Origin of the sequence: Kribbella sp. VKM Ac-2568, assembly GCF_004345365.1 — a bacterium.
GTDB classification, from domain to species: domain Bacteria; phylum Actinomycetota; class Actinomycetes; order Propionibacteriales; family Kribbellaceae; genus Kribbella; species Kribbella orskensis.
Window position 1 is genome coordinate 286061 of sequence record NZ_SLVF01000011.1, and the last position, 22871, is coordinate 308931.

Here is a 22871-nt window from a genome sequence, read left to right on the forward strand (position 1 = left end):
GACCGTTTCCTGGGGACCTAGCGGTGAGTTCAGGTCCACGGGCTCTTGCCTGCCGCGCCCTTCCCCGCGCTGCAGGAGCACCTTGCCTGCAGGAGCGCTCGACCTGAGACGCAGCCAATCCTGCTCGAATACTCAGACCTGTTCGAACGCCTGGGAGCCCAGGACCCGAAGGCGGAGACGGGCCGCGGCGATGTCTCGTACTCCGGCCGCGTTGCCACCCGGGCGATTCCACAACGGCAGCGGATCCACCCGATCGGGCTCGGTGGTGAGGGCCGGGCAATCCGTGGGACCACCGAGAGCGGCGGCGACGAAACGGCGTACGAGTTCATTCCAATCGCCGTAGCGGTGGAGCATCGCGTGCTTCTCGCCTTCCACGGACAACAGCGCAACCGGTACTCCGGTGGCCCGCAGGCGCCTGGCATAAGCAGCCGTCTGCGCGGGATCCGTCATCCGGTCCAACGTCCCATGCGCCAGTACTACGGGCCCGCGCATCGCGACGAGTGGTTCGCCGGTGGGGAGCCACGGAGCAAGCCCCAGAACGCCCGAGACCAACGGGTGATTGCCAGCGGCAACCACCGCGCGACCGCCCATCGAGTGGCCGATCAGGACCACCCGGCGGATGGACGACGGGAGTCCGTCGAGCACCGTGCCAAGATCGTGCGCCGGATGGGCCTCGGTCCCGTTCCAACCGCGATACCGGTAGCGCATCAGGCCGACAGCGGCGCCGGGAGCAGCCGAGCGCGCGGCCAGGGCCAACGGCCACATCCGCAGGATCGGCCCTCGCCAGCCACCGGCCGGATCCAGCGAGTCCACCACCCCGCCATGCGCGAGCAGTACGAGCTCCGTCGCCTTCTCCGGCGCCGCGAGCAGATCGATCCCGGGAAGACTCATGCCGGCCGACCCCCACCCAGCAGACACTTCACGGCTGGCCGTAGATCTCGGCGGGACTGCGAGCGACGCCCAGGAACAGACTCGGGTCAGGGAGATCTTCAAACCCGTAGGAACGATAGAGGTCGTGCGCGTCGGCCGTCGCCAGCATCGTGCGCCGCAGCAATTGCAGATCCGGATGCTCGAGCAGGGTGGAGACCACGAAGCGCCCGAGCCCATGCCCGCGCGACGACGGCAGCACGAAGACGTCCGCGATCCACGCGAACGTCGCCCGGTCCGTCACCGCCCGCGCGAAGCCGACCTGAGCTCCGTCCGGCGCATACACCCCGACATTCAGGCTGTTCGCAACCGCCTTGGCCACCACGTCCCGTGGAACTCCCGGCGACCAGTACGACGTACGCAGGAACCCGTGCACCACATCCAGATCGATCCGTGCGGTGTCGTCGTCGGCGACGAACCCGTCCGGGTGCTCCCACCTCATGAGTTCAGCACCGTCGTGATCGGCATCGACGAGTCGGCCGGCAGCCCCAGCGGCGACGGCGACTTCCCGGCCCGCACGAGCTCCGAGCCGAGCGCCGCCACCATCGCTCCGTTGTCCGTGCACAACCCCGGCCGCGGCACCCGTACGGCGATGCCGGCCGCGGAGCAACGCTCTTCGGCCATAGCCCGCAACCGGGAGTTCGCCGCGACACCGCCACCGATCAGCAGGTGTTCGTAGCCGCGGTCCTTGCACGCATCGATCGCCTTGCGCGTCAGCACATCGCAGACAGCCTCCTGGAACGCGGCGGCCACGTGGTTCACCGGCACGTCCTCGCCGTCGCGACGCTTCGCCTCGACCCACCGGGCGACGGCGGTCTTCAAGCCGGAGAAGGAGAAGTCGAACCGGTGCCGCTCGAGATCCCGTTGACTGGTCAGCCCGCGCGGGAACCGCACGTAGAGCGCGTCACCGCCGTCCCGTGCCGCCTTGTCGACATATGGACCTCCTGGGAACGGCAGCCCCAGCACCCGGGCGACCTTGTCGAAGGCCTCCCCCGCGGCGTCGTCGATGGTGGCGCCCATCGGCTCGACGCCGGCGGTGATGTCCTCGACCGCGAGCAGCGACGAGTGCCCGCCGGAGACGAGCATCGCGATCGCGCCCTTCGGTAGGTCCCCGTGCTCGAGCGTGTCGACGGCGACGTGCGCGGCGAGGTGGTTGACGCCGTACAAGGGCCTGTCGAGTGAGAGGGCCAGGCCCTTGGCGGCGGCGACGCCGACGAGCAGAGCGCCGGCCAGGCCGGGTCCGCTCGTGACGGCGACCGCGTCGACGTCGGACGGCTTGATCCCCGCGGTCTCACACGCCCGGCGGATCGTCGGCACCATCGCCTCGAGGTGCGCGCGGCTGGCGACCTCCGGGACGACACCGCCGAACCGGGCGTGCTCCTCGACGCTGGAGGCGATCGCGTCGGCGAGCAGCGTCTGCCCGCGGACGATGCCGACCCCGGTCTCGTCGCACGACGTCTCGATGCCCAGGATCAAGGGCTCGTTCTCACTCATCCGAAATCTCCTGCCACCACGTCTCCCGGCCACCGCATGATGACGGCGTCCTCGCCGCCCGCGTAGTACCCGCGCCGCCGGCTGATCTCCCCGAAGCCGAAGCTCCGGTACAGCGCCCCCGCCAACTCGTTGCCCGCAGCAACTTCCAGCAGGATGGTCCGTCCCGCGCACCACTCCAGCGCGTTGGTCAGCAACTGCCCGCCGATCCCGGTACGCCGTTCGTCCGGCGCCACCGCGATCCGCAGCAGATCCACCGGGTCTTCCAGAGCGACAGGAACCAGCAGTACCACGTACCCGACCACAGCACCTTCGTCCGCGACGAGCACCACACGATCGTCGTCCAACCGGGCGAACTCCTCCGCCCAGGAGGCGGAACTCCACGCGGACGCGCCGAAGCAGACCTGGTCGAGCGCGACGAGCGCCACCAGGTCTGCGGGTTCGGCCGGGCGGATGCGAGGTCTCACTTCGGCAGCACGCTCTTGGGGCCACCGGACATCGTGACGTCGGGGCGTCGCAGATACAGCGGGTCCGGCGCGACCACAGGCAGAGTCCCGGTCGCCACCCCCAATGCCAGTACTTCGGCCGACGGGTACTCGGGCACGTCGTTGGTGTCGAGCCCGAGTGCCTCCGCATAGAGAACGGCGCCGCGTCCGATCACCGGCAGCCCGGCGAGAACGTGCGCGACATCGGCCGGGCGATCCACCGCGGGCCCCTCGAGGCGTCGGCGACTCCCGTCAGCGGCGGGTCCGTCGTACAGGGCCCAGTAGATCTCCTTGCGGCGGGCATCCGTCGCGACGGCGACGGGCAGGGTCAGGGAGGACTGCCGGGCGAGGATGTCGAGGCTGCAGACCCCGGCGACCTCGATCTCGAGCACGTCCGCCATGGTCCGGGCTGTCACCAGGCCGACCCGCAGGCCGGTGAAGGGACCTGGTCCGACACCGACGGCGATCCTGGTCAGGTCGCGCGGAGTACAGCCGGCGGTTGCCAGTGCCTCCGCGATCGCCGGCGCCAGCAGCTCACCGTGCCGCAGCGCATCCACAGTCGACGAGGAAGCCAGCACAGCACCGCTGATCGGATCGGCCACAGCAACAGTCACCGCAGCACTCGAAGTGTCAAAACCAAGCAGCATGGTCAGTCTCTCTCCGCCGCGGACAGGACCGGCGAGGTGAGCGAGACACCGGTTTCGGCCCAGCGGGGGCCGGCTGGGGTGATGCGGAGGTCGCGGGTCTCGTCGATGTCGTCGTCGCCTCGGGTGATGACGATGTCGAGGCGGTCCGGGGCGAGGGACTCGGCCAGGCCGTGGCCCCACTCGACCACGGTGACCGCGTCGTCGAGGCTGGCGTCCAGGTCGAGGTCGTCCAGCTCGGCGATACCGCCCAGCCGATAGGCGTCCACGTGCACCAGCGCGGGACCGCCCGCGAGCGACGGATGCACCCGCGAGATCACGAAGGTCGGCGAGGTGATGTCACCGCGCACCTTCAGCCCGGCGCCCAGCCCCTGGGTGAACGTCGTCTTGCCGGCGCCGAGATCACCCGACAGCACCAGTACGTCGCCCGCCCGCAACTGCCCGGCGAGCTCCTCCCCCGCCGCGCGCATGTCGTCCGCGGTGGGGATGGTCAGCTCGATCGGCATCGCCTTCGCATAGATCAGGTTCTGCCCCCCGCGATCGACCACGGAATACCCACGGCGCCGCCAGAACTCCACGGTGTCGGGCAGTTCGACCCGCGCGATCAACCGAACCCGGCGAAGACCGCGCTTGCGAGCGGTGTCCTCGGCGCAGCCGACCATCGCGGAGGCGACCCCGCGGCCCTGGAAGCGCGGGTTCACCGAGACCCGGCGCAGGCCGAGCACGTCGCCGTCGACCTCGAAGAGCATCGCGCCGGCCGGTACGCCGTCGATGAGGACGAGCAGTCCGCCGTGCGCGGCGACCGCGGCGGCGACGGTGGTGGCGTTCTCCGAGAGCGCGGTCGACGGGGGGTCGAGCACCCGCCGGGCGGAGAAGGCGTGGTGGATGACGTCGACGATCTCTTCCACGTGCTCCGCGGTCGCGTCCACCACGTGCAGGTCGGTCATGTCTGTCCCAGGGATGTCTCGGCCCGCTCGATCATGCCGAGCAGGGCTGCGGTGAACTCGCGGTGGTGCTCGATCAGGCCGAGGTGCCCGCAGTTCTTCACCTCGACCAGCTCCGCCCCCGGTACGTGCCGGACGATGTCCTCCGAGTGCTCGAACGGGGTCAGATGGTCGGAGTCGCCACCGATGACCACGCACTCCACCTTCTGCAACGGTTCCAGATGGTCGTATCGCTGGTGCATCGCGAAGATCGGATAGAACTCCGCGATCACCGAGATCGGCGTGGCGGCGATCATCTCGTTGACGAACTCGGTGAAGGCCGGCGGCACCTCGGAGCCGAACGAGTACTTCCGGGTCAGCAGGTAGCTGATGTCCGTGCCGGCCTTGCGGCTGCGCTCGACCACGTCGGGGACCCGGGCCAGGGCCGAGACGGTCGGAGTCGCCAGCGCCCGGATCAGCATCCCGGCCTTGCCCGGCAGCGCGATCGGGACCCGGTCCAGGCCGCCGGCGCTGGTGGAGCACAGCCCGACTCCGATCACCCGGTCGCCGAAGATCTCGGGGTGCTGCTCGGCCAGCGCCATGATCGACATGCCGCCCATCGAGTGCCCGATCAGGATCACCGGGCCGGTCGGCGCGAACTCCTCCATGATCCCGAACAGGTCCCGGCCGAGCTGCTCGATGCTGACGTGCTCCTTCGGCGACCGGCCGGAGCGTCCGTGCGACCGCTGGTCGTAGAACACCATCGTGCCGATCCCGGCCAGGTCGCGGCGCTCGAAATGCCAGCAGTCCATGTTCAGCCCGTAGCCGTGCGCGAAGATCAGCGTCAGGTCCTCCGGCGCGTTCACCTCCACCTTGCGCCGCAGCCGGCGCTTGGCCGGGGGCGCCGGACGCCGGGACCGCTTCAGCTCGTCGACCTCGACGTACAGCTCGACGCCGTCGTCGGCGGTGAAGACGTGCGGCGTACCGCGCAGCGATCCGAACGGCTCGGCCTCGAGCTGGGCGCGCTGGCCCGAGCGCCGGCCGATCACCTGGCGCTCGACGGCGACACCCGCGGCGGCGCCGGCGGCGATCACGCCGACCGCGGCGCCGATCAGGCCGGCGGTGCGACCTACCTTGGCCACGCCGGTCACCTCCCGCTGTCGACGTACCGACGGGGGATCCGGGCGCCCAGTCGGGTGACGATCTCGTAGTTGATGGTTCCTGCCGCATCCGCCCAGTCGTCCGCGGTCGGCTCGCCACCGGTACCCGGCCCGAACAGCACGACCTCGTCGCCTGCCGTGGCCTCGGCGTCCTCGAGATTGACCACGCACTGATCCATGCAGATCCGGCCGACGATGGTACGACGCGCGCCGCCGGCCTGGACCGGCGCACCGTTCGACGCGTGCCGCGGCAGCCCGTCGCCGTACCCGAGCGGGATCAGCCCGAGCGTCGACGGACGGGGCGCGGTCCACGTCAGCCCGTACGACACCCCGGCGCCGGCCGGAACCCGCTTGACCATCGCGAGCCGCGCGCGCAACGTCATCGCCGGCCGCAGCCCGAGCTCGGACGACGGCAGCTCATGCCCGAACGGCGACAACCCGTACGTCGCGATGCCGGGCCGGACCAGGTCGAAGTGGGTCTCGGGCAGGGCCAGCGTGCCGCCGGAGTTCGCGAGGTGACGCAGCGAGGGCTCGACCCCGAGGGACGCCGCGATCTCCACCGCCGACTCGAACGTCGCGACCTGCGCCTCGTTCGCCGCGCTCTTCGGCTCGTCCGACGAGGAAAGGTGGGACCAGATCCCGGTGATCTCCAGCCGGCCGGCCTTCACCTCGCGCAGGGCAGCGCGGATCAACGCCGGCCACTCCTCCGGTACTGCGCCGCCGCGGCTCATGCCGGTGTCGATCTTGAGGTGCACCCGAGCCGGCCTGTCCGTCACCCCCGCCGCGAGCTCGTCGATCTCCCAAGGCGCGGCGGCGGACAAGTCGATGCCAGCGGCAATCGCCTGCTCCAGCGGCTCACCAGGCGTGGTCAGCCAGCAGAAGATCGGACCGGTGTCGCCCGCCGCGCGCAGTGCCAGTGCTTCTTCGAGCACGGCAGCCCCGATCCAGTCGGCACCGGCTTCCCGGGCAGCGCGGGCGACGGGGACCATTCCGTGCCCGTAACCGTCGGCCTTCACGACCGTCATCAGCTGGGCAGTACCGACGCGCGCACGCAGCGTGGCCACGTTATGGCGGATCGCGCCGAGGTCGACAACCGCCTCAGCACGAACGTTGGAGGACTCTTGGGGCTCAGACATAGCCCCTCCAGTCTCTCAGGCTGCTCGGATGAGTTCGGGCAGGGCGGTCATTTCGTAGAAGGTCGCGGTTGCGGCGGACAGCTTCTCGGGGGCGGTCATGGCGGCGAAGCCGAAGACCTTCATGCCTGCCGCGTTGGCCGCGGCTACTCCGAGCGGGCTGTCCTCCACGACGACGCAGTTGGCCGGCTTCACGCCCATCGTGCTCGCCGCGTGCAGGAAGAGATCGGGCGCGGGCTTGCCGTGCCGCACATCCTCCGAGCTGAAGATCCGGCCCTCGAACCGCTCCCAGAAACCGACCGCGGTCAGTGCGGTGTGGATCCGCCGGTGGGTGCCGGAAGACGCCAGGCAGTAGGTGATGCCGTCCGCGTCCAACTGGTCGAGCACCTCGCGGACACCGGGGACCGGCCGGAGGTGGGCGAAGCCGTCGAAGAGTCGCTGGTGGTAGCGGTCCTCCAGGTCGGCGGGCAGCGGCGAACCCAGTTGCGCCTCGGCCTTCTGCCGCATCGAGACCATGCTGCCGCCCATGAAGTCCCGGACCGCCTCCTCGAACGTGTACGGCAACCCCGCCTCGGTCAGCAGTCCAGCCAGGATCGTGTTGGCCAACCGCTCCGAGTCCACCAGCACGCCGTCGTTGTCGAAGATCACCAGTTCAGTCACAGCTGCACCCTATGCAACGCGGCCGCCGTGACGTCGAGCGTCACGGCGGCCGCGGGGAGCGCGAGAGTGAGGCGGGTCAGTTCTCCTGGATGGAGAAGTCGTTGAAGTTGAAGCGCTGCTTGGTGTTGCCGGTGGACACGACCTCGACGCCGAAGTCGACCTGCCAGGTCGTGGCCTTCGGGGCCCAGCCCCGGGAGACCATGTCGTTGAAGAAGCTGGCCAGCGGCATGGTGCCGGACTTCTGGGTCACCTGGGACACGTAGGCGGTGTAGCCGTCCTGGTGCCAGACGTCGTAGGTGAAGCCACCGAACGCCACGGTGCCGACCTTCCGCCCGGCCGGGACCTGGCCCTTGTTGTCGGTCCAGATCATCAGCTCGTTGTTCAGACCGTCGCCGATCCACGCGTCGAACGCGACGTTGTAGATGCAGGCCGCGCAGTTGGCGGGGGTCGTCGCGGCGAACTTGGCCGACTGGATCTTGGACAGCGCGACGTCGTTGTAGTCCTTGTGCACGTTCGGGTACGCCTGGACGCCCTTGTCACCCGGCAGCGGCTGAGTGACGTCGACGTACCAGCTGTTGTAGTTGCAGGCGCCCAGCGAGTAGGTGCCGTTGTCGTTGTTCCACATGTTGTTGTGGACGTAGTACGCGCCGAAGGTCCGGCCATCGCCCTGGTTGTTGCTCGAGGTGGTGGTCCACACCGGGTTGGTGCAGGTCCCCACCGGGCTGGTCGTCGACGTGGGGGTCGACGTGGTGGGGCTGGCGGTCGGAGTCGACGTGGTCGTCGGGGTCGACGTCGGCGGCTTGGTCGGCGTCGTCGTGGTGGTGGTCGGGGTCGGGGTGCTCGCCGGCGGCTGGGTCGGGGTCGTCGTGGTCGTCGGCGTCGGGGTGGTCGGCTGCGCTGGAACCTCGGCGAAGTCGTAGTGCGCGGTGTAGCGCACCTTGGCCCCGGCGCGGTAGTTCTCACCGTTGCGGCTCAACGCCCGGAGGCGGTAGGTCTTGTCGTTGGTCTGGTTCGGGTCGATCGAGATGATCGCCGGTCCGGCCGCGGTCGCCGTGATCGCGGCCGGCTTGACGCCGAAGCCGTGCACGACGGTACAGCTGGAGGACGCGTCCAGGACGCAGGTCTCCACGCGGCCGACGCCAGGGAGGGTCGAAACCGTGCTGTCCGCGGCGGTCGCGGTCGCAGCGACGGGAGAATCCTTGGCCGCCTGAACGGCGATCGGTGCGGCTACCAGCGCACCGAGGGCAAGGAACACCGCTGGGATGACGACGCGGCTTCGGGCAGTTCGGATGGGGGGCATACGAAACATTCCTCTGCTCGACGGGCCACCACTGACTGCCCCAGCACTCCAGCGATGGCCCACAAAAACTCTTCTGTCAGATCCCCAGAGAGGCCAGGACAGCCGACGCCCCCGAAGCGCCGATCCGGTCCCGGCAGACCGGCGATGAAGGCTTGCCGGCCATGTCGTTCTCGTTCGCTCTCGCGCGTACGGCGGCCGACGTTATCCAACCGTGATCCGAAAAGCCAACTCGGGGTACCCCTTTCACGCAGCGTATCCGAGCCGTCCCGGGCCCGGCGCCGTACGACGTCCAACCCGTCAATCGCAGCCGCGACGGCCGGATTCGAGCGCGTCTCGGAGCGCAGAAGTCGGCTGCAACGTCTGGAGGGGCTGGAGCGTCCGTAGGGTGTGAGGATGCGGATGATCGCCGTCGCTGGGGCCGGGTTGCTGCTGACGCTCGCCGGCTGCGGGGACGAGTCGAGTGCGGGCGGCGGGTCGCTGAAGGGCAGGTCGTACCTGTCCACCGCCGTGACGGCGGACGGGAAGCCGAAGGAACTCGTCGCCAAGACGCGGATCCGGATGCAGTTCACCGACGACGGCCGGCTGATCGCGGACGCCGGCTGCAACTCGATGGGCGGCAAGGTCTCGACCGACGGCGGGAAGTTGTCGGTCCAGGATCTCGCGATCACCGACAGGGGATGCGACGCACCCCGGCACACCCAGGACGGCTGGCTCGCGAAACTCCTGCAGGACGAACCGGCCTGGAAGCTCGAGGCGGACCAGCTAAGCGTGACCAAGGGCGGTACCGAACTGGTCCTACAGGATCGGGAGACCGCGGAACCCGACAAACCCCTCGACGGCACCAGGTGGTCGCTTGAAACGGTCATCGCCGGGGAGACCGCCTCGCACTCGGCGGGTTCGGAGCGGGCGCACCTCACCATCAGCGGCGAACGGATCACCGGGTCGACCGGGTGCAACGACCTGCAGGGCATCGTGGCGCGGACCGGCAACAAGCTGACCTTCGGCGAACTGAGCGTCACCCTCAAGGCGTGCACAGGAGAGGCCGCCACGTTGGAGAAGGCGGTCCTGGCCGCGCTGAAGGGCGAGGTGACCTACAGCATCGAGGCGAACCGGCTCAAGCTCCGCACCCCCGACGGGAACGGCATCGACCTCACCAGCCAGTGACCCGGCACCGAGACAACTGACCGAGGCCTGCAGCCGGCGGCGAGGCCGTCGGCTGCAGGTTGGCTCACTCGCTGAGTTTCAGGTCGAAGGCCTGGACCTCGTTCTGGGGAGTTTCGAACGAGATGAGCAGGTGGCCGTCCGCCGCCAGTTTCGCGCGCTGGGCGGCGGTCAGCGGGATCGAGAACTTCTGCACTCCACCGGTGATCTGCTTGCTGTCCTGCTTCACCAGGTGACCGCTCATGTCCGGCGACCAGGCAGGAATCCCGCCATCGGTGACGGCACACGGCGTCAGCCCGTAGTCCGGCGCGGGATCGGCCGCCGGCGAGCAACTCGTCGTGTAGACGGGGATCGCGCCGAGCCCACCGCTGGTCAGGAACATCCGAGCCGTCCCGGAAACTCTTGACAGCGTAAGGAGTTCCACCGAGCTCTCCCCCAGCTTGCCGGACAGAACCTGGAGCCCCGAGGTCGGGACGCGCCCCGAGATCGGTACTTCGTTCCTCGCCGACTGGGCGATCGTCTGCGGCGACAGCGCCCCGTTCAGGTTCGGGCTCGACACGTTCGGCGCGGACGGTATGGTCGGGCGATCCGCCGGCGGGGTGTACCCGGGCATCGTCGCCCGTCCCCAGCGATACGGGTCCGACTGGACCGAGCCGAGCGCGGACCACCCGAGCCGCGTGCTCATGTCGATGTGCCGCAGGGTCGTCGTCCCGGCCGCCGAGGTGTCGTCGTTGTCGTACGGCGTGATGTTCAGCCCCAGCTTCGCCGGGTCCACCGCCGCGGGCAGGTCGGCGAGCGGGATCTTCACCTCGAGGTCGTACCCGCCACCCGCATACGCGTGCGGAGTCGTGGTCTCGTTGGTGCCGACCCACGTCGCCGTGGACGCCACCTGCACTCCGGGGGCGTTCGGCGCATCGCTGACCGTGCCGGCCAACGGACCCGTCGAGTAGCCCTGGTGGTTGTCGGCGTCGCGCGACCAGCACGCACCGTTCGCGCCGTTCCCGTTGCTCGCACTCGGGTCGTTCGTGAACGGGAAGATGCCGAGCTTGAAGGTGTTCGCGGTGTCCTTGAGTACCTGCGACGCGGTACCGCGCGGGTCGAGCAGGATCTCGACGGAGTCGGCCTGCCAGTGACCGACGCACTCCTGCGGGGTGACGGCGTACGACTGGTAGTCGTCGCGGATGTGGATGAAGAAGTAGAGCGCGTCCTCGGACCAGCTCACCTTGGCCGTGCTGCCTGCACCGGTCGGCGAGACCCCACAGTCGTCGACACCGGTGCACGTCGCGGCGCCCTGCCAGATCCGCCCGAGGTCGAGCGTCGGACCGGAGTACTCACCGGGTGCCGCGGTGCCGTCGACGACAGGCGTCGCCGTGGACTGCGCGATCGCGGTCGACGGGACCAGCGACAGGGTGAGCGTCTCGTTGCCCGTTCCGGCTGGTGCGCTGTAGGTCGTGGTGATCGGGATCGACACGTTCTGCGTTGCAGGCAAGGCCGTATCGGCGTTCGTGACCTGGAAGGTCACCGTGGTCTCGGCGCCCGGCGCCAATGCGGAGTACGGCTTCGACGTTGCGTCGGCGGTGAAGTTCGCGGGCAGGGTGAGGCCGACTGTTCCGCTCTGCGGCTGGTTCGACCAGTTGTGCACGACCACCGGCACGGCGAGCGTGCTGCCGATGCTCATCGACTGGATCGCCGCCGACCGGCCGAGCCGGATCGCCTGCGGGGCCGTGTCGGCGAGCCACTCGTCGTACTCCGCCCAGTTGCCCCAGCGCTCGAACCGGCCCTCCGTGGGCGAGACGATCCGGACCACGTTGTCCGTGTACCCCGTCCTCGCCTGGCTCGTGTAGAGCGCGGAGATCTTCGCGTTCTGGTTGACCGGCGCCGTCGCGCTCGGGGTGACAGTGAAGGTCACCGTGGTCTCCTGCTTGTCGGACACCTCGCCGACCTGCTTCGGTCCGTCGACCGTCCAGCCCGCCGGCACCGTCAGCGCGACCTGGCCGGGCTTCAACCGGCCGGAGCCGGCCTTGAGGTGCAGCGTCGCCTGGAAGGGTTCGCCGGCCACGTTGAGGAACCGCGAGAACGTCAGATACTCCAGCGTCCCCTTCGGCAACCCACCCGGATCCGCCTTGGTGGCCCCGAACAGGATCGCGTCGTCACGACCGGCCGCCGGATTCGCCGTACCGTCTGCCGCGGTGTTCGGCTGGAACGGGACGAACGACTGCGTCATGCCGAACCGCGAACAGGCCGGCGCCGACGCACCCTTGAACATCACCCGGCTCTGCGTCGGGTACGCCGCGCGCCCCTCGTCCGCGACCTGCTGCCAGATCTTCGCCGACCCCACCGGCTTCCCCTGCAGGTTGCCGGCCGGCCACTTGTACGGCGAGTCGTAGCCGGTCCAGACGCCTGCCACCGTGTCCAGGTTGGTGCCCGGCGTCGGGACGAACCCGGTGGTGCAGTTGGCGGCCGTGGTCGTTCCGCCGGTCCCGGTGGTGCTGCCGCCGGAGAACACCTTCTTGACCTGCCAGGTGCTCAACGCGTCCGGTCCCCGCAACTGCTCGGGGAACTTCGTCGGGTCGGCCGCGGCCAGCACGCCTTCCCAGATCAGCCGGCCCGCCTGCTGGTGGTTGCCGTGCCCGGCCGCGAGGGTCGGGGTGAACCCGATGTAGATCTCCGGCTGCGTCGTCCGGATCACCCGGGTGACGCGGCGCAGCGTCTCCTCCTCGTCCCAGAAGTACTGCGTCAGCGGCGCGCTCTGGTTGTAGAAGAAGTCCACCCGGTCCAGGTTGAAGATGTCGAGCGTGCCGGACCGGTAGTGCGCCACCCGGTCCTCGTTCTCCCGGCGCAACCCGAGGTCCGGGCCCAGCTCGGTGCCGACGGCGTTCCCGCCGCCCTCACCGCGGGTCACCATGATCACGCCGCACTTCACGCCGTACAGCTGATGCCAGACGCCGCACGGCCCGATGATGCTGGTGTCGTCATCGGGGTGCGCCCACTCCCCCATCACATCGATCTTGGTGTCCCGATCGGCCACATAGTTGCCCCCCGACCCGTACTGCGGCGGTGGGCCGGCCTCGGCGGGAACACTGACCGCCAGACCAGTGAGCAGGATCGACGCGGCAAGCAGACTGAACAGACGCTTCATGTGCGGACTCCTCGGGCGGTGGAGGCACTGGTCGGGCGTGACTGCTCGTCCCGCGCAGATGCGCCCTCATCCGTCCTACCCGCCTGAGTCCCTTTCAAGCAACACCAGCCGCGTGGCTTCCGCAACCTTCCCCGCAACCTGCATCGCCGTCGCCGGTCCGCCGGCCGACGCGAGGTTGGCTGCCGCCGCATGCAGATAGGCGCCGATGCTCGCCGCGTCGAGGGGATTCAGGCCGCCCGCTAGGAGGGAGCCGCAGAGGCCGGCCAGTACGTCGCCGGCGCCGGCAGTGGCAAGCCAGGCGGTCGCGTTCGTGTTGACACGGACCGCACCGTCGGGCCGGGCGATCACCGTGGTGGAGCCCTTCAGCAGGACTGTCACGTCGAACTGCTCCGCCGCCAGCCGTGCATGCTTCAGCCGCTCCGCTTCGACGACCGTCCGCTCTACACCCAGCAGGCGCGCCAGCTCGCCCGCATGCGGCGTGATCAGGACCTCGTCGTGGTCGCCGGACTCGTCGAGGGCCTTCAGCCCGTCCGCATCCAGCAGAACCGGCTCCTCGGCGTCGAGCAGCTCGCGCACTTTCGCGACGTCCAGCTCGTCGCCGAGTCCGGAGCCGACCGCCCAGGCTTGGACTCTGCCTTCGCCGGCTACTACTTCCGGGTGGGCGGCGCGGACTGCTTCGGCGACGGAGTCGGGGCCGATGTAGCGGAGCATGCCGATCGGGCCGGCGAGGGCTCCGGTGGCGGCGATGACCGCGGCGCCGGGGTACTGGCTGGAGCCGGCGATCAGGCCGAGCACGCCGCGGGAGTACTTGTCGGACTCGCCGCTCGGTACTGGGTAGAGGGCGCGGACGTCGGCGGTCTGGAGGGACTGGACCTCGGCCGGTGGCAGGTCGAGGCCGATCTCGACCAGGTGGACCGGGCCGCAGGCTGCTGCCGCGGGGTCGATGAGGTGGCAGATCTTGTGGGTGCCGAAGGTGACGGTGAGCGCGGCCTTCACGTGCTCGGCCGGGGTCTCGCCGGTGTCGACATCGACACCGGACGGCATGTCGACGGCCACGATCGGCACTCCGTGCTTCTCGGCTGCCTGCACGGCGGCGAGGGCTTCGGGCTTGAGGCCGGGGCGGCCGCCGATGCCCACGATTCCGTCGACGACCACGTCAGCTGTGGCGATGTCCGCGATGGACCCGACCCCGCCGCCTGCGACGAGAAGAGCAGCGAGCCCAGCCGGGTGGGCCTTGTCGGACAGCAGAACGGCGATCACGCCGGCGCCGCGGCGAGCCAGCCTCTCGCCTGCGTAGAGGGCGTCGCCGCCGTTGTCGCCCGAACCGACCAGCAGCACCACGCGAGCGCCGTACACGTGGCCGATGAAGTTGCCGATGGCAACGGCGAGGCCGGAGGCCGCGCGTTGCATCAGGGTGCCTTCGGGGAGCCGCGCCATCAGGTCGGCCTCGGCCGCGCGGACCTGTTCGACGGTGTGGGCGTGGCGCATCTCAGCCCTCCAGGATGACGACCGCCGACGCGATGCCGGCGTCATGGCTCAAGGACAGGTGCAGGCTCTGGACACCCAGCTGGGATGCCTGCGCGGCGACCGTGCCGGTGATCTCCAGCCAGGGCCGGCCGGTGTCGTCGGTCCGGACCTCCGCGTCGTGCCACTGCATGCCGGCGGGGGCGCCGAGCGCCTTGGCGAGCGCCTCCTTCGCGGCGAACCGCGCCGCCAGCGAGGCCGGTGGCTTCCTGGCCTCGGTCTCGGTGAAGACCCGGTCCCGCAGCCCCGGTGTCCGCTCGAGCGTCTTGATGAACCGCTCGACGTCCACCACATCGATTCCGACGCCGACGATCATGGGGTTCCTGATGTGACAACTGACACACCCGCAGTCTGGTAGCCGCACATGCCGGTCAGCGTAGCCGGGGCATCTGTGGGAAGAATGGGTGCCATGCTGCAGCCGTCGCGGGAGGTGACCCCGTACACCGAGCTCGATCGCGCCGCCTGGGCACAGCTCGCCGAGACGACCGAGTCACCGTTGACGGCCGAGGAGATCGAGCGGCTGCGCGGCCTCGGCGACGAGATCGACATCGACGAGGTGCGCGAAGTCTATCTGCCGCTGTCTCGGATCCTGTCACTCTATGTGAGGCACGCCCGCGCGCTGCACTCCGACACCGAGTCGTTCCTGGGCAAGCCGACCGTGGCCCGCACCCCGTTCGTGATCGGCATCGGCGGGTCCGTTGCCGTCGGCAAGTCCACCACCGCCCGGTTGCTGCGCGAGCTGCTGGCCCGCTGGCCCGAGCACCCCCGGGTCGCGCTCGTCACCACCGACGGCTTCCTCTGGCCGAACGCCGAGCTGGAACGCCGCGGCCTGATGCAGCGCAAGGGATTCCCGGAGTCCTACGACCGCAAGTCGCTGCTGCGCTTCGTGGTCGAGGTGAAGTCCGGGATGGACAACGTCGAGGCGCCGGTCTACTCGCACCTGCACTACGACCGGATGCCGGGTGTCCGGACCACCGTCGAGCAGCCCGACATCCTGCTGCTCGAAGGCCTGAACGTGCTCCAGCCCGCACCCCGGCACGCGGACGGCAAGAGCGGCCTCGCGGTCAGCGACTTCTTCGACTTCTCGGTGTACGTCGACGCCGCCGCCGACGACATCCGGTCCTGGTACGTGCACCGCTTCCTCAAGCTCTGGGAGACGGCCTTCCGCAACCCCGAGTCGTACTTCGTCCGGTACGGCGAGCTCAGCCGGCAACAGGCGATCGCCAAGGCCGAGTCTCTCTGGGACGGCATCAACGGCCCGAACCTGCGGGAGAACATCCTCCCCACCCGGTCCCGGGCCACGCTGGTCCTCCGCAAGGGCGCCGACCACGCCGTCCGCTGGGTCCGGCTACGCAAACTCTGACCCGGGGCCGGCTTCAGGCGGAAAGTGACGCCTTCACAGCCGGGATGACGGCGACGGCCACGATGGCGGCGGTGACGGCGAAGGCCACGGGGTAGCCGATGCCCGCGACCACCAGGCCGAAGAGGATCGCGCCGACGCCCCAGCCGCCGTCGTACGCGAGATTCCATAGCGCGCTGACCTGGCCGTACCGCGACTTGGGCGAGCGGTCGTACATGGTCGCCAGCGTCAGGTTCTGCGCGGCGCCGAAGCCGATGCCGAAGGAGGCCGAGCCGACGATGACGGCCACCGGGCTGCCGATGAAGATCAGCGAGGCGGCACCCAGAGCGGCGAGCACCAGCGCCGGCGCCAGCAGCTTCACCGGGCCGAACCGGTCACCCAACCGGCCCGCCAGCCAACGGGCGGCAGGAGCGGTGACGGACTGGATCAGCAGCGCCACGGCGACCACCGCGTGACTGTGCGCGGCCAGCGGCAGGAAGGTGACACTGATGCCCGCGGCAACTGTCACGGCCGCGAACACGAAGGTCGGCATCAACAGCCCGCTCCCCCGCAGCCCGCCCAGCACCTTTACGTGCTGCTCCTCGCCGGCACCTTCGGTACTGCGCTGAGGCATCCCCGGCAGTACGGCCAGTCCCGCCAGCGACGCGACCGCGGCCAGCACGAACAGCACCTCGAAGCCGACCACGTTGGTCAGGTAGACCCCGAGCGGCAGGCCGATCCCGGCCGGCAGCCCGACCACGATGCCGTAGACGCCGAGGCCCTCGCCGCGACGATGAGCCGGGGTGATCTCGGCGACCAGGGCGACCGCGCCGACGACCAGGATGGCCAGGCCGGCTCCTCGCACCACGCAGACCGCGAGGACCAGCGGCAGCGACGAGGTGACCACCAGGACCAGGGAAGGCGCGCCGAGCAGGATCAGCCCGAGGCCGAGCGTGCCGCGGTACCCGAAGCGGACCAGCATGGCCGGGACCAGCAGTTCCATCGCCACGGCCGAGAGCATCATCGCGCCGGTGGACAGGCCCGCGCCGATCCCGCCGGACCCGCTGGCCGCCAGGTAGAGCGGAACCACCGAGGTCAGCAGGTACATGCTCAGCCCGGAGCCGAACACCATCACCAGCAGCCGCGCGAACTGCGGCGTGACAAGCCGGTCGGCGGTACCGAGGGTCTGGATCTCACAGGCGATGTCAGTCATGACTTCACCGTAGGAACAGACCGGTCTGCTCTACAGATCCAGTTCTGAGACCCGTGACAGGACCAATTTCAGGGCTGGTCGGCGATCAGGGCGGCCAGGCGGTCCAGGCCGGCGTCGATCTGGGCCGGGGTGACCGTGCTGCAGGACAGCCGGAGGGCGTTCACCGGTGCGTCGCCGTCGTAGAAGTGGCTCATCGGGGTCCAGAGCACGCCGTACTCCTGGGCGGACTTCTCCAGCAGCGCGTCATCGACCGGGAACGGCACGGTGACGACGACGAAGAACCCGCCGGACGGCACGGTCCAGGTCACCTCGCCGCCGGGGAACCGGGCGGCCAGGCCGTCCGTGATGGCACGCAGGTTGGCCGCGTAGACAGTCCGCTCGCGCTGGTTCGCGGAGACCAGGCTGCAGCCGTTCTCCAGCAGTTTGCCGCCGATCACCGCCTGCGCGACGGCCGAGGTGTTGACGGTCACCATGCTCTTGATCTTCGACAACTCGTCCGCCAGCAGTCCGGTGCTTCCATCCGGCGACGCCACCGTCTGGTCCGCGACCACGTAGCCGACCCGGGCGCCGGGCAGTGCGGTCTTGGCGAAGGAGCCGAGGTAGATGACTCGCCTGTCGGTGTCCAGGGCCTTCAGCGTGGGCACTCGATCCACGCCGGCCGCCGGGAACAGCCCGTACGGGTTGTCCTCGAGCAGCAGGAGGTCCTGTTCCGCCGCCACCTCGAGCAATCGCCGCCGGGTCTCCAGCTCCAGGCTGAGCCCGGACGGGTTGGCGAAGTCCGGCATCACGTAGCAAGCTCGCGGCCGCAGTCCTTCGGCCCGGGCTGACTTCAGCACCGCGACCAGATCCTCCAGGTCCACCCCGTCACTGCCGCCGGCGACAGGCAGCACCGGGAGATCGAGCAACCGCGCGGCGCCGGTGATCCCGACGTAGGCGGGCGAGACCGCCAGCAGCACGTCCGACGGATCGGCCCGGAGGGCGCGGAGGACCAGGACCATCGCCTCCTGGCAGCCCACCGTCACCACGATCGCCTCGGGGTCGACCTCGATCCCCTCGTCGATCGCGAGGTTGCGCGCCACCAGCCGGTGCACGATGCCCTTGGTCCGCCCGTACTGGAAGACGGTCCGCCGGACACTAGCCTCGTCGTACCCGAGTTCGTCGCGGAGGTGCCGACTGAAGGTGTCCAGGTAGGAGTGCAGGTCCTCCAGCGTGTAGAACTCCTCGTAGGGCCGGCCGGCCGCGAGCGAGATCGCGTCGGGGTAGTGGTTCGCCACCTCGTTGAGGAAGTTCATCGAGTTCAGCGCCCGGTCGGTGAGCGAGCCGTGCAGGTCCTCCAACTGCAGGTCGGCCATCAGATCCTCCCGGTCGTCAACCGCCCGGCAGCGGCGAGATCCGCGCACCCGGCGAGCAGCATCGCGTCTTCCAACTCCTTGCGGAGCAGCCCCAAAGCCTCTGCACACGCATCAACGGCCAGCGCCCACAGCAACGGCCGACCGACCAGTACCGCGGACGCTCCGAGCGCGAGTGCTCGCAGTACATCGGTGCCGCTGCGTACGCCACTGTCCACGAGCACCTGGCAATGTTTGCCTGCGGCATCCACCGCAGCGGGTAGAGCGTCGATCGAGGCAACGGCTCCGTCGAGCTGCCGGCCACCGTGATTCGACACGACGATGCCCGTAGCACCAATCTCGGTAGCTCGTACGGCGTCGCGTGGGTCGAGAATACCCTTGATCAGAAGGGGAAGCTGGGTCCTCGATCGCAACCACTCCAGATCTTGCCACGAGACGGCGGGCTCGAAAGCGGAAGCGGTGTGGGCTGCGACAGCCGACAGACCAGGTACACCGACGTGGGCCTCGGTGACGGCATCGACCAGGTTGGCAGCAACGACGTCCAGAGGCAGGGCGAACGAGTTGCGCATGTCGCGCAGTCGCCTGCCCATCACCGGCACGTCGACGGTCACCATCAGCGCCGTACAACCGGCGGACTCGGCGCGGTCCACCAGAGACTCCACTAGCAAGCGATCTCTCACCCAGTACAGCTGGAACCACGAAGGGCCGGTCCCGGCGATCTTCTCCAGCGGATAGCTGCTCAAGGTGCTGATCGTGTAGGGAATGCCGGCGTCGGCGGCTGCTCTTGCCAGCAGCAACTCCCCCTCGGGATGGAGCAACCTTTGGTAGGCCATCGGAGCCACCACCACGGGCATCGACGCACCGCTGAAGGACTGCCAGGTGGTGTCGACAGAAGAGATCCCGCCCAGCACGCGCGGGGTCAAGGTCACAGCGTCGAAGGCTGCCCGGTTCAACTGCAGCGTCGTCTCGAACCCGCTGCCTCCGGCAACAAAATCCCGAACAGCCGATGGCAGTACCGCAGCAGCCAACTCCTCATAATCAGTGAGAGAGTCAGCCATCGAAGGTCCTGCGGAGCCAGGTGGCGGACTCGGCGATGGCTTTGCGGCCGCCGTCGAGGACGCCGGACATGGCGAAGAACCCGTGCACCATCCCGTCGTACCGGGAGAGCTCGGTCGGTACGCCCGCGGCGTACAACTTCTCGGCGTAGAACTCGCCCTCGTCGCGCAGCGGGTCGTACTCGGCGGTGATCACCAGTGCCGGCGGCAACCCGGCGTGCGACGTGGCCAGCAGTGGCGAGGCCAGCGGGTTGAGGCCGTCGGCGGGGTCGGTGAGGTAGTGCTCCCAGTACCAGCCGACCGAGGTCTTGTTGAAGAGGAACGGGTCGTCGCCCGCACGCATCGAGGCGGTGTCCGAGCCGTACAACGTGTTCGGGTAGACCAGCAGCTGCCCAACGAGAGATGGCCCGGATTCCCTGGCCAGTAAGGTGGTCGCGGCCGCTAGGTTGCCCCCGGCACTGTCTCCGCCGACCGCGATCCGCTCCACGTCGACGTGGAACTCCGCAGCGTGGGCGACGATGGACTGGGTCGCCTGGTGGCAATCGTGGACAGCGGCGGGGAACGGGTTCTCCGGCGCCAGGCGATAGCCGACGGTGATCACCTGACAGGGCACGGAGTTCGCCAGTTGACGGCAGATCCGGTCAGCCGTGTCGATGCTGCCCAGGGTCCAGCCGCCGCCGAAGAAGTAGACCAGCGTCGGCAGCAGTCCTTCGCCTTCGGGCCGGTAGATCCGGAGCGGCAGCCCTGATTCGGCCAGCAGGACGTCCTCGACGTGGTGAACGTGCTCGACCTCGCCGCCCGCGGCCCGGATGGACGCCAGATCGGCTGCCCGGGCTTCGGCGAGAGTCTGGGTGTACAACTGCGGCACGTCGTCGGCCTCACGCTTCGCGCGCATCGCCTCGACCTGTGGATCCAACGGCACGACGAATCCCCTCATCCAGCGACGGTCATAGACCCAGTGAAACAGGCATGGTGGCGAAGCCACGCAGCGCGAGTCCCGCGCTCTGCACGGGCGGCTCGGCCAGGGCGAGATCCGGGAACCGCTGGAACAACCGCGGCAACGCGAGGCGTCCCTCCGCCCGGGCCAGCACGGCCCCGATGCAGAAGTAGGCGCCTGCACCGAAGGTGATGTGCCGCTTGTCGGGCCGCTCGGGATCGAACACCTCGGGCGACGGGAAGCGGGCCGGGTCACGGTTCGCCGCGCCGAGGATGACCAGCACCAGGCCGCCCTGCGGTATCACTACGCCACCGACCTCGAGGTCCTCCGAGGCCGTCCGGACCACCAGTTGCGCGGTCCCGTCGTACCGGAGGACCTCTTCCACACAAGCCTCGGCGACGGCGGGATCGGTGGCCAGCGACTTCACCAGGGCAGGGCGTTCGAGCAACGGCGGCAGCGCGTTGCCGAGCAGGTTGATGGTGGTGACGAAGCTGGCGTTGAACAGCACCAGCAGGTTCCCGATCAGCTCCTCGTCGGTCAGTTGGCCTTCCCCCGCGTCGATCACCTGGACGAGCCCGCTGATCAGGTCGTCCCCCGGTGACACCCGCCGCTCGACGATCAGCGCCGCGTAGTACGCGCTCATCTCGGTGGCGGCTCCGTTGGCGGCGGCAACCTTCTCGGGGGTTCGCCCGCCGAAGTCCAGGTAGTCCTCGACCCGTTGCACCCGGGTCCGGAACCAGTCGAGATCAGGCGCGGGGATGCCGAGCAGCGCACTCATCACCCCGGCCGGCAGCAGGTAGCCGAACTCGGCGATGAAGTCGACCGGCCCGTCCGCGCCGAGCGAGGCGAGCCGGTCCAGCAGGGAGTCGGTCAAGGCGGTGATCTGCGGCTCGAGCGCGGCGACCCGGCGCGGGGTGAAGGCCTGATGGAAGGCCTTGCGCATCCGGCCGTGGTCCGGCTCGGTTCGGAACATCATCGAGTTGCTCAGCGCGGTCGTGATCGGGTCGGCGTCGGCCGCGGGCGGCGGACCACCCTTCACGAAGCGCGGGTCTCGCAGGATCTGATCGACCGCCGCATAGCCGTTCGCCACCGCGGCGTACGCCGGGCTGGCGGGTGTCAGGTTGACCGGCCCGAGCTCATGCAGCCTCGCGTACAAGGGGTATGGCGCCCGGCGGCCGTGGTCGGTCTGCAACTCGGCGAGGAGCTCGTCGGCCGTCATGTTGCCACCGGCATCGACTTGTAGCCGCGCAGGAACTGCTGTGGGTTGCGCACGGGGTCGCCCGCCGCGCGTAGCGACGGGAACCGCTCGAGCAGTTGCGGAAAGGCGATCCGCGCCTCGGCCCGCGCCAGTGCGGCACCGAGGCAGAAGTGCGGTCCGGCGCCGAAGCTCAACGGCCTGATCTCCGGTCGCCCGGCATCGAACACCTGGGGCTCCTCGTAGCGGCGCGGGTCCCGGTTGGCGGCGCCGACCATCACCAGTACCAGTTGCTTGGGCGGGATCACCGTGCCGGCCACCTCGACCTCCTCCACGGCGAATCGCGCGACGAACTGCACGGGCGCCTCGTACCGCAGTACTTCTTCCACGAAGTTGTCCGTGTCCGCCTGGTGCAACGCGGGGTCGTCGAGCAGCAGCCGCACGCCGTTGCCGATCAGGTGGATCGTGGTCACGAAGCTGGCGTTGAAGAGCACCAGGAGATTGCAGATCAGGTCGTGGTCGGAGACGTCGTGCTCGCCGGCGTCGATGGCCTCCACCAGTTGGCTGATCAGGTCGTCCCGCGGCTTGGTCCGCCGCTCCACGATCAGCGACCCGTAGTACTCCGACAACTCGACGGTCGCCTGATCCGCGGCCGCGAGGATCTCGTCGGACTTGCCGGTCACGTCGAGGAAGTCGTTGATCCGTTCGACCCTGGGCCGGAACCAGGCCAGGTCTGCCTGCGGGATGCCGAGCAGCGCGGCGACCACGCTGCTCGGCAACGGGTAGGCGAACTCCGTCATGAAGTCCGCCTGCCCGTCGGTCGCGAGCCGGTCCGCCAGTCCGTCCATCAGGCCGTCGACCAGCCGGCTGACGTCCGGTTCGAGCTGCGCCACCCGGCGCGGCGTGAACACCTGGTGGAAGAGCCGCCGGGCCTGCGAGTGGCGGCTGCCGTTGCTGTACATCATCGAGTTGTTGAGCACCGCGAGCAGCGGGTGGTCGCGCCAGGCCGGCCCACTCCGCTCGTCGGTGTACGCGTCGTCGGTGACGCGGAACCGCGGGTCGCGCAGGACCTGGTCCGCGGCTTCGTAACCAGTGACCACCGCCGCGTAGGAGCCGGTGCCGGCGAGGAGTGACACGGGACCCAACCGGTGGAGCTCCGCGTAGTACCGATACGGATCGTCCAGGCCGGCTTCGCTGAAGAGTCCCTTGAGCACCTGATCGGCGGCGGTGGTCACT

21 protein-coding genes are annotated in these 22871 nt (G+C 69.4%); 2 read left to right on the forward strand and 19 right to left on the reverse strand.

From position 1 onward, the window contains the following. Window positions 1–132: 132 nt before the first annotated feature. From EV648_RS30410 to EV648_RS42780, 10 genes are all read right to left on the reverse strand, one after another. Window positions 133–891 (reverse strand): dienelactone hydrolase family protein, encoded by a 759-nt coding sequence (locus EV648_RS30410; protein WP_132298551.1) that lies wholly within the window; start codon window positions 889–891, stop codon window positions 133–135. A 28-nt stretch (window positions 892–919) separates the two neighbouring features. Beyond that, a complete protein-coding gene (locus EV648_RS30415) occupies window positions 920–1369 on the reverse strand; it encodes a GNAT family N-acetyltransferase (protein WP_132298552.1) in 450 nt (149 codons plus the stop codon). After that, on the reverse strand, window positions 1366–2421 hold the full coding sequence (gene tsaD / locus EV648_RS30420) for a tRNA (adenosine(37)-N6)-threonylcarbamoyltransferase complex transferase subunit TsaD (RefSeq protein ID WP_132298553.1): 1056 nt from the start codon (window positions 2419–2421) through the stop codon (window positions 1366–1368). Before tsaD ends, EV648_RS30415 begins: the two co-directional genes overlap by 4 nt. Then, complete coding sequence (locus EV648_RS30425; protein ID WP_132298554.1) at window positions 2418–2885, reverse strand: GNAT family N-acetyltransferase; 468 nt, start codon at window positions 2883–2885, stop codon at window positions 2418–2420. The genes tsaD and EV648_RS30425 overlap by 4 nt, the downstream gene beginning before the upstream one ends. After that, on the reverse strand, window positions 2882–3550 hold the full coding sequence (gene tsaB, locus EV648_RS30430; protein ID WP_132298555.1) for a tRNA (adenosine(37)-N6)-threonylcarbamoyltransferase complex dimerization subunit type 1 TsaB: 669 nt from the start codon (window positions 3548–3550) through the stop codon (window positions 2882–2884). The genes EV648_RS30425 and tsaB overlap by 4 nt, the downstream gene beginning before the upstream one ends. Before the next feature lie 2 nt (window positions 3551–3552). Next, entirely contained in the window at window positions 3553–4494 is a 942-nt protein-coding gene (gene tsaE, locus EV648_RS30435) for a tRNA (adenosine(37)-N6)-threonylcarbamoyltransferase complex ATPase subunit type 1 TsaE (RefSeq protein WP_132298556.1), read from the reverse strand. Next, entirely contained in the window at window positions 4491–5612 is a 1122-nt protein-coding gene (locus EV648_RS30440) for an alpha/beta fold hydrolase (RefSeq protein WP_132298557.1), read from the reverse strand. Before EV648_RS30440 ends, tsaE begins: the two co-directional genes overlap by 4 nt. Before the next feature lie 5 nt (window positions 5613–5617). Then, the gene (gene alr / locus EV648_RS30445; RefSeq protein WP_132298558.1) at window positions 5618–6766 is read right to left on the reverse strand and encodes an alanine racemase; all 1149 of its coding nucleotides are present in this window, start codon (window positions 6764–6766) and stop codon (window positions 5618–5620) included. A 15-nt stretch (window positions 6767–6781) separates the two neighbouring features. Next, complete coding sequence (locus EV648_RS30450) at window positions 6782–7423, reverse strand: HAD family phosphatase (RefSeq protein WP_241995723.1); 642 nt, start codon at window positions 7421–7423, stop codon at window positions 6782–6784. 76 nt (window positions 7424–7499) lie between these two features. Next, window positions 7500–8723 carry a hypothetical protein gene (locus EV648_RS42780; protein ID WP_158294107.1) on the reverse strand — a complete coding sequence of 408 codons (1224 nt, stop codon included), beginning with the start codon at window positions 8721–8723 and terminating at the stop codon, window positions 7500–7502. Between the two features lie 393 nt (window positions 8724–9116). On the opposite strand from EV648_RS42780, the gene EV648_RS30470 reads away from it, so the two are divergent. Then, window positions 9117–9887 (forward strand): META domain-containing protein, encoded by a 771-nt coding sequence (locus tag EV648_RS30470; RefSeq protein WP_241995724.1) that lies wholly within the window; start codon window positions 9117–9119, stop codon window positions 9885–9887. Between the two features lie 64 nt (window positions 9888–9951). Here EV648_RS30470 and EV648_RS30475 read toward each other — a convergent pair whose 3' ends face one another. From EV648_RS30475 to EV648_RS30485, 3 genes are all read right to left on the reverse strand, one after another. Beyond that, entirely contained in the window at window positions 9952–13023 is a 3072-nt protein-coding gene (locus EV648_RS30475) for a PIG-L family deacetylase (RefSeq protein WP_132298561.1), read from the reverse strand. A gap of 75 nt (window positions 13024–13098) precedes the next feature. Next, complete coding sequence (locus EV648_RS30480; RefSeq protein WP_132298562.1) at window positions 13099–14511, reverse strand: NAD(P)H-hydrate dehydratase; 1413 nt, start codon at window positions 14509–14511, stop codon at window positions 13099–13101. Between the two features lies 1 nt (window position 14512). Then, window positions 14513–14863, reverse strand: coding sequence for a holo-ACP synthase (locus EV648_RS30485; RefSeq protein ID WP_132190688.1), 351 nt, complete (start codon window positions 14861–14863; stop codon window positions 14513–14515). A gap of 93 nt (window positions 14864–14956) precedes the next feature. On the opposite strand from EV648_RS30485, the gene coaA reads away from it, so the two are divergent. After that, on the forward strand, window positions 14957–15910 hold the full coding sequence (gene coaA / locus EV648_RS30490) for a type I pantothenate kinase (protein ID WP_132298563.1): 954 nt from the start codon (window positions 14957–14959) through the stop codon (window positions 15908–15910). Window positions 15911–15923: 13 nt separating this feature from the next. On the opposite strand, the gene EV648_RS30495 is transcribed toward coaA, so the two are convergent. The 6 genes from EV648_RS30495 to EV648_RS30520 form a co-directional block, all read right to left on the reverse strand. Continuing rightward, window positions 15924–17099, reverse strand: coding sequence for an MFS transporter (locus EV648_RS30495; protein ID WP_132298564.1), 1176 nt, complete (start codon window positions 17097–17099; stop codon window positions 15924–15926). Between the two features lie 68 nt (window positions 17100–17167). Next, window positions 17168–18451 (reverse strand): PLP-dependent aminotransferase family protein, encoded by a 1284-nt coding sequence (locus EV648_RS30500; protein WP_132298565.1) that lies wholly within the window; start codon window positions 18449–18451, stop codon window positions 17168–17170. Continuing rightward, window positions 18451–19506, reverse strand: coding sequence for an alpha-hydroxy acid oxidase (locus EV648_RS30505; protein WP_132298566.1), 1056 nt, complete (start codon window positions 19504–19506; stop codon window positions 18451–18453). Before EV648_RS30505 ends, EV648_RS30500 begins: the two co-directional genes overlap by 1 nt. Continuing rightward, complete coding sequence (locus EV648_RS30510) at window positions 19499–20440, reverse strand: alpha/beta hydrolase (RefSeq protein WP_132298567.1); 942 nt, start codon at window positions 20438–20440, stop codon at window positions 19499–19501. The genes EV648_RS30505 and EV648_RS30510 overlap by 8 nt, the downstream gene beginning before the upstream one ends. Window positions 20441–20450: 10 nt before the next feature. Next, window positions 20451–21659, reverse strand: a complete 1209-nt coding sequence (locus tag EV648_RS30515) for a cytochrome P450 (protein WP_132298568.1) — start codon at window positions 21657–21659, stop codon at window positions 20451–20453. After that, window positions 21656–22870, reverse strand: coding sequence for a cytochrome P450 (locus EV648_RS30520; RefSeq protein WP_132298569.1), 1215 nt, complete (start codon window positions 22868–22870; stop codon window positions 21656–21658). The genes EV648_RS30515 and EV648_RS30520 overlap by 4 nt, the downstream gene beginning before the upstream one ends. Window position 22871 lies beyond the last annotated feature (1 nt).